This window comes from Enterococcus sp. DIV1089c (assembly GCF_050530965.1).
Taxonomy (GTDB): Bacteria; Bacillota; Bacilli; order Lactobacillales; family Enterococcaceae; genus Enterococcus_B; species Enterococcus_B hirae.
Window position 1 is genome coordinate 856793 of sequence record NZ_CP172888.1, and the last position, 13208, is coordinate 870000.

General features: G+C 40.4%; 8 protein-coding genes, 1 tRNA gene and 2 rRNA genes (1 of these 11 cut by a window edge). 10 read left to right on the forward strand and 1 reads right to left on the reverse strand.

Translation table 11 applies throughout. From position 1 onward, the window contains the following. Positions 1–4: 4 nt before the first annotated feature. Together pfkA and pyk are read left to right on the forward strand one after the other, a co-directional pair. Positions 5–967, forward strand: a complete 963-nt coding sequence (gene pfkA / locus IGL30_RS04040; RefSeq protein ID WP_010719641.1) for a 6-phosphofructokinase — start codon at positions 5–7, stop codon at positions 965–967. A gap of 120 nt (positions 968–1087) precedes the next feature. After that, complete coding sequence (gene pyk / locus IGL30_RS04045; protein ID WP_010719640.1) at positions 1088–2872, forward strand: pyruvate kinase; 1785 nt, start codon at positions 1088–1090, stop codon at positions 2870–2872. Positions 2873–3129: 257 nt separating this feature from the next. On the opposite strand, the gene IGL30_RS04050 is transcribed toward pyk, so the two are convergent. Beyond that, positions 3130–4032: a LysR family transcriptional regulator gene (locus tag IGL30_RS04050; RefSeq protein WP_053765615.1), complete on the reverse strand. Its 903-nt coding sequence runs from the start codon at positions 4030–4032 to the stop codon at positions 3130–3132. 503 nt (positions 4033–4535) lie between these two features. Here IGL30_RS04050 and IGL30_RS04055 point away from each other — a divergent pair. The 8 genes from IGL30_RS04055 to IGL30_RS04090 all read left to right on the forward strand — a co-directional run. Then, complete coding sequence (locus IGL30_RS04055; RefSeq protein ID WP_010719638.1) at positions 4536–5105, forward strand: YceD family protein; 570 nt, start codon at positions 4536–4538, stop codon at positions 5103–5105. A 56-nt stretch (positions 5106–5161) separates the two neighbouring features. Beyond that, the gene (gene rpmF, locus IGL30_RS04060; protein ID WP_010719637.1) at positions 5162–5341 is read left to right on the forward strand and encodes a 50S ribosomal protein L32; all 180 of its coding nucleotides are present in this window, start codon (positions 5162–5164) and stop codon (positions 5339–5341) included. A 209-nt stretch (positions 5342–5550) separates the two neighbouring features. Further along, positions 5551–6972: an NADP-dependent phosphogluconate dehydrogenase gene (gene gndA, locus IGL30_RS04065; protein ID WP_010738115.1), complete on the forward strand. Its 1422-nt coding sequence runs from the start codon at positions 5551–5553 to the stop codon at positions 6970–6972. 187 nt (positions 6973–7159) lie between these two features. Further along, positions 7160–7846 (forward strand): response regulator transcription factor, encoded by a 687-nt coding sequence (locus IGL30_RS04070; protein WP_005875038.1) that lies wholly within the window; start codon positions 7160–7162, stop codon positions 7844–7846. Next, positions 7843–9342: a HAMP domain-containing sensor histidine kinase gene (locus IGL30_RS04075; RefSeq protein WP_088745487.1), complete on the forward strand. Its 1500-nt coding sequence runs from the start codon at positions 7843–7845 to the stop codon at positions 9340–9342. The genes IGL30_RS04070 and IGL30_RS04075 overlap by 4 nt, the downstream gene beginning before the upstream one ends. Before the next feature lie 666 nt (positions 9343–10008). Then, positions 10009–11568 (forward strand): 16S ribosomal RNA (locus IGL30_RS04080). Between the two features lie 78 nt (positions 11569–11646). Further along, positions 11647–11719 (forward strand) — tRNA-Ala (locus IGL30_RS04085). A gap of 179 nt (positions 11720–11898) precedes the next feature. Then, a 23S ribosomal RNA gene (locus IGL30_RS04090) occupies positions 11899–13208 on the forward strand; it runs 1604 nt beyond the window's last position. Together the 16S and 23S rRNA genes with 1 tRNA gene alongside form the textbook arrangement of a ribosomal RNA operon.

The following is a 13208-nucleotide window of genomic DNA, read 5'->3' on the forward strand; positions in this document are numbered from 1 at the left end:
TATTATGAAACGCATTGGAATTTTGACCAGTGGCGGAGACGCACCTGGAATGAATGCTGCTATTCGTGCCGTTGTTCGTAAAGGGATTTATGAAGGGCTCGAAGTATATGGAATCAACTATGGATTTGCTGGATTAGTTGCAGGAGATATTCGTCGTCTAGATGTTGCAGATGTGGGTGATAAAATCCAACGTGGTGGGACATTCTTGTACTCTGCACGTTACCCTGAATTTGCGACTGAAGAAGGTCAATTAAAAGGGATCGAACAATTGAAAAAATTCGGTATCGAAGGTTTAGTTGTTATCGGTGGAGATGGCTCTTACCATGGAGCAATGGCATTGACAAGACGTGGATTTCCAGCTGTTGGTGTTCCAGGAACGATTGACAACGATATTCCAGGAACTGATTTCACAATCGGTTTTGATACAGCAATCAACACAGTTTTAGAATCAATCGACCGTATTCGTGATACAGCAACTTCACACGTTCGTACGTTTGTTATTGAAGTAATGGGACGTAACGCTGGCGATATCGCATTATGGTCAGGTGTTGCCGGTGGCGCAGATGAAATTATCATTCCTGAACATGATTTTGATATGGCATCTGTGGCTAAAAAAATCCAAGAAGGCCGCGATCGTGGTAAAAAACATTGCTTGATCATCTTAGCAGAAGGCGTAATGGGCGGAAATGAATTTGCCGAAAAACTTTCTGAATATGGTGATTACCATACACGTGTATCCATCTTAGGACACGTAGTACGTGGTGGCTCACCTAGCGCACGTGACCGTGTGTTAGCAAGCAAATTTGGTGCTTATGCTGTTGACTTGCTTCGTGCAGGTAAAGGTGGTCTATGTGTGGGTATCCGCGACAATGAAATGGTCGCTGCAGATATCATCGAAACACTAGAAAGCAACAAACACAAACCAGACTTATCACTTTATGACTTAAATAACTCACTTTCATTCTAAGATTGAAAGCCTGTTATTTGAAATTTAAGCTATAGTTAAAAATAGGTATAGCTTGTTATCTTTGTATTTAGGCTTTAACCAGCTTTAAATAAACAAAATTGAATGGGAGAGTTTTGTAAAATGAAAAAAACCAAAATCGTTAGTACATTAGGACCAGCAAGTAATTCAGTAGAAACTATTTCTAAATTGATTGAATCTGGGGCAAATGTCTTCCGCTTTAACTTTTCACATGGTGATCATGAAGAACAATTATCACGTATGACAATGGTCCGTGAAGCAGTTAAAAAAACAGGTAAAGATGTAGGTATCCTTTTAGATACAAAAGGTGCTGAAATTCGTACAACTGTTCAAGGCACAACTGAAGCTGATTTTGGTCGTGCAGGATACATCAAATTTGAAGTAGGAGATAAAACTCGTATCTCAATGGATCCTGAACATGTAGGTTCAAAAGAAAAAATCGCTGTTACTTACCCTGGACTATTTGAAGACGTTCATGTAGGTGGACACATTTTATTCGATGATGGCTTGATCGATATGGAAATCATTGAAAAAGACGAAGCAACTCGTGAATTAGTTGTAGAAGTGAAAAATGCTGGAATGCTAGGATCTCGTAAAGGGGTTAATGCACCAGGCGTTTCAATCAGCTTACCAGGGATTACTCCTAAAGATGCAGATGATATTCGTTTTGGTCTAGATAACGATATCGACTTTATCGCTGCAAGTTTTGTACGTAAAGCGCAAGACGTTTTAGATATTCGTGAAATTTTAGAAGAAAAAGATATGACACACGTTCAAATCTTCCCTAAAATCGAATCACAAGAAGGAATCGACAACATCGACGAAATCATCAAAGTTTCTGATGGTGTAATGATCGCTCGTGGTGACATGGGTGTTGAAATTCCTGCCGAATTAGTTCCAATGGTTCAAAAACGTATTATCAAAAAATGTAATGCAGCTGGTATCCCAGTAATCACAGCAACACAAATGTTGGAATCAATGCAAGAAAACCCACGTCCAACACGTGCAGAAGCTTCTGACGTTGCCAATGCCGTATTTGACGGAACTGATGCAACAATGTTATCAGGAGAATCAGCAAACGGTGACTACCCTGTAGAAGCTGTTGCAACAATGGCTCGTATTGACCAACAAGCTGAAAATGCATTATCAGAATTAGGTACTTTCCAATTAAACGAATTTGATAAAACTGATGTGACTGAAACAATCGGTCTATCTGTAGCACGCGCTGCTAAAAACTTAGGCGTTAAAACAATCGTAGCTGCAACTGAATCTGGTTATACAGCTAAAATGATCTCAAAATACCGTCCAGATGCTGACATCTTGGCTGTTACTTTTGACGAACGTACAAAACGTGGTTTGATGCTTAACTGGGGTGTTTACCCAACAGTTGCTGAAAAACCAACAACAACTGACGAAATGTTTGAATTAGCTGCTCAAAAAGCAGTTGACTTAGGCTTTGCTTCAGAAGGCGATTTGATCTTGATCACTGCTGGTGTACCAGTTGGTGAACGTGGAACAACTAACGTAATGAAAATTCAAATGATTGGTTCAAAATTATTAGAAGCTCAAGGCGTTGGTCAAAAATCAGTCGTTGCAAATGCAGTTGTTGCTTCATCAGCTGAAGAAGCAATCAAAAAAGCAAAAGACGGCATGGTTTTAGTTGTTCCAACAACTGATAAAGAATATATGCCTGCAATTGAAAAAGCAGCAGCAGTTATCGTTGAAGAAGGCGGATTGACTTCACACGCAGCAGTTGTAGGAATTGCACAAGACATTCCTGTAATCGTTGGTGCACAAGATGCAACTTCAACAATCACTGATGGCGAGTTAGTAACTGTAGACTCACGTCGTGGTATTGTATACCGTGGCGAAACAACAGCAATCTAATTGACTCCGCTGATCATCAAAAAAGGATAAGACTAGGTCTTATCCTTTTTTTTCGTTGTTTTTTAGATGAATCATGCGTCAACCTTCATTTTAACAGAATGATCGTCGGGGTGTTTAAGCTACGTTTTTAAAACGACCTTTTTCTAATGTTACTTAAAGTGTCAATTAGAGGGGAACGAGCAGACTACCGTACAACCATTATTTGTTGTTTATTCAAAAGTGTTAATTATTATTCATTTCTATTAATAGCCATTCAATTAAGATTTGTTCTTCTTTTGAGTTTTCATAAATTGTTGGATGACCTCAACCACATTTTCTTGTAAAGGAGTCGGGATTTGCTGAGTACGCTTAGCGAGTGAAATCAGAAAGTGCGGCTGAAGCTGATCGGAAAGTGGGATCGATACGAGATGATCTTCAGGGTGAATAGCAATTTCAGTTAAAAAACCAATCCCGATATTTTCTCGAATCATGCTTTTCAATATGGCTAAGTCATTGCTTTGGTAAACAACTTTAGGTTCAATATGTGCCTGTTTAGCTAACTTTTTAAAAGCTGCAGGATGAACATAATGCTCGTTCAATAAAACGAATTGTTCAGCTGTTAGGTCGCTAAAAGAAATCGTTTGTCGGTCAGCGAAAGGATGAGTAGGAGCAACGACAATCATGAATCGCTTGTCTAAAAGTAATTCGATCTCTAATTTTTGATCGATAATTGGTTGGGTGGAGCCTAGGATCGCTAAATCGATTCTTCCTTGGTGGATCATGCCATACAAATCTCTCGAGCCACCATCTGTAATCTCAATTTGGTCCATTAGCTGAGATTTAATAAAATAACTGGATAATTTCGGAAAATATTCATTGCCAATGATTGGTGGCATTCCAAATCGTAATTTCTTTTTCTGTAATTGCGTAATCTCTGCTTTTGCCATCTTGATCTCTTGCAAGATAGATTGTGCATGGATAAATAACTGTTTGCCAGCAGGGGTAATCACTAATTCGTGGTGTGAACGATCTCTCGTGATAAGAACTGCGTCAAGTTCTTTTTCCAGGCGCTTAAGTGCATAAGTGATCGTCGGTTGACTAACTTGAAAGTACTTGGCTACCTTGGTAAAATTCTTTTGCTTGACGATTTGAACATAATATTCGATATCTCGTGTGTTCATAACAAGCGTCTGCTCCTTTTTCTTATAAATATTGTTTATTGTAGTTCATCTTGAATACTTGAGCAAATAGAAACCATCAAGTATGTACGCCACAGAACAACTTGTAGAAGAATTTAGCCGGATAAACGATCAAAACTGCTGTTTTTATATCGTTAGTTATCATTCTTGGTTAGTAAAAATCGTTCTTCTGTAGGAATGATCGAATGTTATTCTAAAAATCATCAGTTAATTTTTGGGGTAAACATATAGTTTACGAAACAATAAGGAGAAAAAGTCAAAATTTACAGAGAGTCTTTCACGTAATAGAGAAAAAGTTTAGTTTAAAAAATGGATTCTCTATTTGTTGCGAGTTGCCATGGAAATTTGTTCGTAAATAAAAATAAGACAACATAACGAATAAATAAAAAATGTTTTTTAATGAAGTGTAAGGTGTCAAGAAAATTTCATTGACAAGGACCTTTTTGCCCTGTATAATTGCTTTTGTTGCTTAGGAGTGATGAAAAATGAAATGGTCCTTACTCGAATTGAGAAAATACCAAGAGACACCGTTAACATTTCATGAGACCCTTGATCTTAAAGCGGAACTCATGGAGCGAGACAATTTAATACTAGATGTTGCGCCTGTTGCAGTCCAAGGGTTAGTCTCAGTTGATAAAAAAGGCTATCTGGTTCATTACACTGTGCAGACGACTCTGACTGTTCCATCTACGCGTTCTTTAGAACCGGTTGAATTACCGATGGACTTTGCTGTTGACGAATTGTTTATGACAAAAGAACAATATCAACTCAGAGATGACCAATTGTCTGCAGAAGAGATTTTGTTAATCGAAGATGCAAAACTTGACCTGACAGAATCAATTGAAGACAACATTTTATTGGCAATTCCGATGCGCGTATTAACTGAGGAAGAAGAACTCGCAACTGACCTACCGAAAGGAACAGATTGGGAAGTCGTTTCCGAAGAAGAATATGAGCGTAGAAAATCAGAAGATGCCAAGACAAAAGTAGATCCTCGTCTTGCAAAATTATCGGAACTTTTTGATGAACCATCAAATGAAGATGATAAAGCGTAAGATTGGAATATATTGCATCAATTAAGGTGCAAGACTTTACAAGGAGGTGTAGCAAAATGGCAGTACCAGCTAGAAGAACATCAAAAGCTAAAAAAGCAAAACGTCGTACACACTACAAATTGACAATCAAAGGTTTAAACGAATGTGCAAACTGTGGTGAAATGAAAAAAAGCCATCACGTATGTGCAAATTGTGGTTACTACGATGGTAAGGACGTAATGTCTAAAGAAGCTTAATACATTTTAATTAGAAAATGTAAAAACCTCAAGGCTAACCATGGAGCCTTGAGGTTTATTTTTTTGTGATACTTTAAAACTTTCCTAGCTCGTCCATTAATATTGAAACAACGTCATAAAAATATATGCTTCTTTGGTTTGCAATAGCGCCATGTTAAGCTATAATGATAGAGATTAGGGAGAACATCCCATATGTAGGAGGAGTTCATATGTCAAAACAACAAATCGGCGTTGTCGGTATGGCCGTAATGGGTAAAAACTTAGCCCTTAATATTGAAAGTCGTGGGTATTCAGTTGCCCTCTTTAACCGTACTGGATCAAAGACAACTGCTGTGGTGGAAGAACACCCAGACAAAAAATTTAAAGCAACTTATTCAATCGAAGAATTTGTCGATTCGATCGAAAAACCACGTCGAATCCTTCTAATGGTAAAGGCTGGTCCGGCAACGGATGCAACCATCCAAGAATTACTTCCGCATTTAGATAAAGGAGATATTTTAATCGATGGAGGAAATACTTTCTTCAAAGACACGATTCGTCGGAATGAAGAACTAGCTAACTCTGGTATCAACTTTATCGGCACAGGTGTATCAGGTGGGGAAGAAGGAGCCTTAAAAGGACCTTCAATCATGCCTGGAGGGCAAAAAGAAGCCTATGAATTGGTTGCACCAATCTTAGAGCAAATCTCTGCTAAAGCAGAAGACGGGGCCCCTTGTGTGACTTACATCGGTCCTAATGGTGCTGGTCATTATGTCAAAATGGTTCATAACGGCATCGAATATGGCGATATGCAATTGATTGCAGAATCTTATGACTTGATGAAAAACATTTTAGGCTTATCAGTTGAAGAGATGGCTGACATCTTTAAAGAATGGAATCAAGGTGAGTTAGATAGTTACTTGATTGAGATCACTGCAGATATTCTAACAAGAAAAGATGATGAAGGAACTGGTAAACCAATCGTTGATGTCATCATGGACGCTGCTGGTAACAAAGGAACAGGGAAATGGACGAGCCAAAGTGCGTTAGACCTAGGTGTTCCTTTACCATTGATCACAGAATCAGTTTTTGCCCGCTACATTTCAGCATACAAAGATGAACGTGTCCGAGCAAGCAAAGTGCTAACCCGCACGAATGAGTTTTCATTTACTGGAGATAAAAAAGAGTTAATCGAAAAAATCCGTGAAGCATTGTACTTCAGCAAAATTATGAGTTATGCACAAGGTTTTGCTCAATTACGTGTTGCTTCTAAAGAATATGGTTGGGATCTGCCATTTGGTGAAATTGCTAAGATCTGGCGCGCTGGGTGTATCATTCGTGCTCGTTTCTTACAAAAAATCACTGATGCGTATGACAAGGATTCTGATATCGAAAATCTTTTATTAGATGATTATTTTGTCGACATCACCAATAAATACCAACAAGCAGTAAGAGATGTAGTCGCACTAGCTGTCCAAGCAGGCGTTCCAGTACCAACTTTTTCTTCTGCGATTGCTTATTTCGATTCTTATAGAGCAGAACGCTTACCGGCAAATATTATCCAAGCGCAACGTGATTATTTTGGTGCGCACACCTATGAACGGGTAGATAAAGAAGGAATCTTCCATTATTCATGGTATCATGAAGAGTAATCTTTTCGCTTCTTGAAGATGAAGAAAAATAAAAGATGACATGAGAGCTGGAGTCAACTGAAAAGAGAAGACTTCAGCTCTTTTTAAAAATTGTTATCCATGATAAAATGGTTATAGATTTTTAAGTAGATTATCGGTATAATAATAGAGTTTTGAAAAGCCCGTAGAATAGAAAGGAAAAAAATTGATGAGTAATATTCTAATCATTGAAGATGAGAAAAACTTAGCTCGGTTTGTCGAGTTAGAATTAAAGCATGAAGGCTACAATGCAGAAGTACATTACAATGGCCGTACAGGATTAGATGCAGCGTTAAACAATGAATGGGATGCTATTTTATTAGACTTGATGTTACCAGAATTAAATGGACTAGAAGTATGCCGTCGTGTCCGTCAAGTTAAAAATACACCAATCATTATGATGACTGCTAGAGACTCAGTAATCGATCGTGTCTCAGGATTAGATCATGGTGCAGATGACTATATCGTTAAACCTTTTGCGATTGAAGAATTATTAGCTCGTTTACGTGCCTTATTACGTCGTATCGACATTGAAGGAGACAAGAATGTAGCGAAACAAACAACGATCACCTATCGTGACCTAACGATTGAAAAAGAAAATCGTGTCGTACGACGCGGCAGTGAAGTCATTGAGTTAACAAAACGTGAATATGAATTGTTACTTACTTTGATGGAAAATGTAAATGTTGTATTAGCCCGTGATGTTTTACTAAACAAAGTATGGGGATACGAAACAGAAGTCGAAACGAATGTTGTGGATGTCTATATTCGTTATCTTCGTAATAAAATTGATGTTCCAGGAGAAGAAAGTTATATCCAAACTGTCCGTGGAACAGGCTATGTGATGCGCTCGTGATAAAACCGAAAAATTCTGAAAAAAGAGAACTTAAAGGTCCCTCCTTGACAATCAAGTGGGCCTTTGCAAGTTCTTTCTTTATATTCGTTGTTTTTACCATTTTTGCGGTCATTACGTATAAGTCTTCAATCAATCTAATCGTGGCAAAAGAGCGAAACAATGACGAACGAACGATCTCAGAAGTCGCTTCACGATTAGCCAATGCAAATGAAGAGCTGACATTAGTCAACACCTACCGCAACTTAACAAATGCAGAAAATAATACGAGCATCAGTGACACATCAATCATTGAAGGGAATTTGATGAAAATCGATTCGTTCATTTCCCAATTAGGACAATCTTCAATGGATCTATATGTCTATAACTTAGATGAAAAATTAATTTTTAAAACGCATGAAAAAGATCGTTCATTGATCCAAACAACTAGAAAAGTGCCAACGATCGTCACGTTAGATGGCAAAACTGGTTTTCTTTCTGTCCAGCCGATCTATTCTAAAGAAACGAGAGAAAAGATTGGTTATGCTCAAAGTTTTTATGAACTTTCATCTTTTTATGATATTCGGAACAAGTTATTATTGACACTCATCGTATTAGAAGTTGTTTCCTTGATTTTAAGTAGTATACTCGGGTTTTTCTTATCCTCTTATTTCTTAAAACCATTAAAGGTCTTACGAGACACGATGGATACGATTCGTAAAGACCCACAATCAGATATTCATATGCCGGAAATCGATACGAATGATGAACTAGCTGATCTTGCTGAAATCTTCAATGAGATGCTTGATCGCATGCGTCTTTATATTGAACAGCAAGAACAATTTGTGGAAGACGTTTCTCATGAATTAAGAACTCCAGTAGCAATCATTGAGGGACACTTGAGTTTATTGAATCGTTGGGGGAAAGATGATCCTGAAATCTTAGAAGAATCACTAGCTGCAAGCATGCAGGAAATTAGCCGAATGAAGAGTTTGGTTCAGGAAATGCTTGATCTTTCCAGAGCAGAACAAGTGGATATGCATTATGCGAATGAAACGACATTAGCGAAAGAAGTCACTTACCAGGTTTACAATAACTTCAAAATACTATATCCAGATTATGTCATTACTTTAGATGACGATTTAGCAAAAGAAGTGACTCTGCAAATTTATCGTAACCACTTTGAACAGCTAATCATTATTATTTTGGATAATGCAGTGAAGTATTCAACCAATCGAAAAGAAGTGCATATTTCGATTTCTTCTACATTGAGCGAATTTGAAATTGCGATTCAAGACTTTGGAGAAGGCATACCACAAGAAGACCTTAATAAGATTTTCAATCGCTTTTATCGTGTCGACAAAGCCAGAGCACGAACAAAAGGTGGTAATGGGTTAGGCTTATCCATCGCTAAGCAATTGGTTGAAAATTATAAAGGGAGAATCAATGCAGAAAGTGTCGTTGGGCAGGGTACCATTTTTAGGATCTTTATTCCGATTGTAAAAGAAGAAAACAAGTAAAGGGGGTTAACTTTACTTGTTTTTTTTATTCAAAAAACAAACAATATAGGGAAGTGCTCGAATTTATAAAAAACGTAAATACGCGGAACCGAACTTTTGTATCTGAATTGGTGTTAAACGCGCTGAAAAAACTATAAAAAAACGTCAAAATACTAATTATCGAGAGGAATATTCGCTTTTAAAAATTATAGTGAAAAATATGTTTTTTTCTATTGCATTTTTCGACAGTCCTTGATATATTATTATTTGTTCTGATAAAGCGTGATGAATTTCACTTTAAAATTTGTTGAAAAAACATATTGACGATGAAAAATCACCATGTTATAATAACGAAGTCGCTTGATTAAGAAGTGACGAAAAGATTGAAATATCAATGAAAAAAGTTGTTGACAAATAACAATTTAAATGATATGATAATCAAGTCGTTAAGAACACGGCAAACAACTCAGTCAAAAAAACTTGAAAAAAGTTGTTGACAAAACCTTAAGAAAACGTTAAGATATAAGAGTTGTTGAAAGAAAAATGTAGACCTTTGAAAACTGAACAAAGCAAAGACAAACCAAATGTGTAGGGCGTCTTGATTGATTCAAGACAACAAACATTTTTAACAAGCAAGCAATATGCTAGCAAACAATTGAGCTTAACAATCGTAAGATTGTTCGAACTTTTTATGAGAGTTTGATCCTGGCTCAGGACGAACGCTGGCGGCGTGCCTAATACATGCAAGTCGAACGCTTCTTTTTCCACCGGAGCTTGCTCCACCGGAAAAAGAGGAGTGGCGAACGGGTGAGTAACACGTGGGTAACCTGCCCATCAGAAGGGGATAACACTTGGAAACAGGTGCTAATACCGTATAACAATCGAAACCGCATGGTTTTGATTTGAAAGGCGCTTTCGGGTGTCGCTGATGGATGGACCCGCGGTGCATTAGCTAGTTGGTGAGGTAACGGCTCACCAAGGCGACGATGCATAGCCGACCTGAGAGGGTGATCGGCCACATTGGGACTGAGACACGGCCCAAACTCCTACGGGAGGCAGCAGTAGGGAATCTTCGGCAATGGACGAAAGTCTGACCGAGCAACGCCGCGTGAGTGAAGAAGGTTTTCGGATCGTAAAACTCTGTTGTTAGAGAAGAACAAGGATGAGAGTAACTGTTCATCCCTTGACGGTATCTAACCAGAAAGCCACGGCTAACTACGTGCCAGCAGCCGCGGTAATACGTAGGTGGCAAGCGTTGTCCGGATTTATTGGGCGTAAAGCGAGCGCAGGCGGTTTCTTAAGTCTGATGTGAAAGCCCCCGGCTCAACCGGGGAGGGTCATTGGAAACTGGGAGACTTGAGTGCAGAAGAGGAGAGTGGAATTCCATGTGTAGCGGTGAAATGCGTAGATATATGGAGGAACACCAGTGGCGAAGGCGGCTCTCTGGTCTGTAACTGACGCTGAGGCTCGAAAGCGTGGGGAGCAAACAGGATTAGATACCCTGGTAGTCCACGCCGTAAACGATGAGTGCTAAGTGTTGGAGGGTTTCCGCCCTTCAGTGCTGCAGCTAACGCATTAAGCACTCCGCCTGGGGAGTACGACCGCAAGGTTGAAACTCAAAGGAATTGACGGGGGCCCGCACAAGCGGTGGAGCATGTGGTTTAATTCGAAGCAACGCGAAGAACCTTACCAGGTCTTGACATCCTTTGACCACTCTAGAGATAGAGTTTCCCCTTCGGGGGCAAAGTGACAGGTGGTGCATGGTTGTCGTCAGCTCGTGTCGTGAGATGTTGGGTTAAGTCCCGCAACGAGCGCAACCCTTATTGTTAGTTGCCATCATTTAGTTGGGCACTCTAGCAAGACTGCCGGTGACAAACCGGAGGAAGGTGGGGATGACGTCAAATCATCATGCCCCTTATGACCTGGGCTACACACGTGCTACAATGGGAAGTACAACGAGTCGCAAAGTCGCGAGGCTAAGCTAATCTCTTAAAGCTTCTCTCAGTTCGGATTGTAGGCTGCAACTCGCCTACATGAAGCCGGAATCGCTAGTAATCGCGGATCAGCACGCCGCGGTGAATACGTTCCCGGGCCTTGTACACACCGCCCGTCACACCACGAGAGTTTGTAACACCCGAAGTCGGTGAGGTAACCTTTTGGAGCCAGCCGCCTAAGGTGGGATAGATGATTGGGGTGAAGTCGTAACAAGGTAGCCGTATCGGAAGGTGCGGCTGGATCACCTCCTTTCTAAGGAATATTACGGAGACTACACTGTTTGTTTTATACTTTGTTCAGTTTTGAGAGGTCTACTCTCAAAAATAAATCGGGGCCTTAGCTCAGCTGGGAGAGCGCCTGCTTTGCACGCAGGAGGTCAGCGGTTCGATCCCGCTAGGCTCCATTAACAACATTAGTTGTTAAAACATTTTGTTCATTGAAAACTGGATATTTGAAGTAAATTAGTAATACAAACCGAGAACACCGCGTTGAATGAGTTTTTTAATAAGTTCAATTGCTTATTTTCTTGATCGGACTTCTATCGCTAGAAGAAAGATCAAAACCCAACCGCAAGGTTGATAAGGTTAAGTGAATAAGGGCGCACGGTGGATGCCTTGGCACTAGGAGCCGATGAAGGACGGGACTAACACCGATATGCTTTGGGGAGCTGTACGTAAGCTATGATCCAGAGATTTCCGAATGGGGGAACCCAGCATCTTTTATAGGATGTTACGTTTGCGTGAATACATAGCGCATTCGAGGTAGACGCAGAGAACTGAAACATCTAAGTACCTGCAGGAAGAGAAAGAAAATTCGATTCCCTGAGTAGCGGCGAGCGAAACGGGAAAAGCCCAAACCAATGAGCTTGCTCATTGGGGTTGTAGGACTCCAATATGGTAGTTCTTTCAGATAGTCGAATGACTTGGAAAAGTCAGTCAAAGAGGGTAAAAACCCCGTAGATGAAATTTGGAAGGCACCTAGGAGGATCCTGAGTACGGCGGAACACGAGGAATTCCGTCGGAATCCGGGAGGACCATCTCCCAAGGCTAAATACTCCCTAGTGACCGATAGTGAACCAGTACCGTGAGGGAAAGGTGAAAAGCACCCCGGAAGGGGAGTGAAATAGAACCTGAAACCGTGTGCCTACAACAAGTCAAAGCCCGTTAATGGGTGATGGCGTGCCTTTTGTAGAATGAACCGGCGAGTTACGATTGCATGCGAGGTTAAGTTGAAGAGACGGAGCCGCAGCGAAAGCGAGTCTGAATAGGGCGTTTGAGTATGTAGTCGTAGACCCGAAACCATGTGATCTACCCATGTCCAGGTTGAAGGTGCGGTAAAACGCACTGGAGGACCGAACCCACGTACGTTGAAAAGTGCGGGGATGAGGTGTGGGTAGCGGAGAAATTCCAAACGAACTTGGAGATAGCTGGTTCTCTCCGAAATAGCTTTAGGGCTAGCCTCGGAATTGAGAATGATGGAGGTAGAGCACTGTTTGGACTAGGGGCCCATCTCGGGTTACCGAATTCAGATAAACTCCGAATGCCATTCATTCATATCCGGGAGTCAGACTGTGAGTGATAAGATCCATAGTCGAAAGGGAAACAGCCCAGACCACCAGCTAAGGTCCCAAAATATATGTTAAGTGGAAAAGGATGTGGGGTTGCACAGACAACTAGGATGTTGGCTTAGAAGCAGCCACCATTTAAAGAGTGCGTAATAGCTCACTAGTCGAGTGACCCTGCGCCGAAAATGTACCGGGGCTAAACATATTACCGAAGCTGTGGAGTACACCTTTAGGTGTATTGGTAGGAGAGCGTTCTAAGGGCGTTGAAGGCAGATCGTGAGGACTGCTGGAGCGCTTAGAAGTGAGAATGCCGGTATGAGTAGCGAAA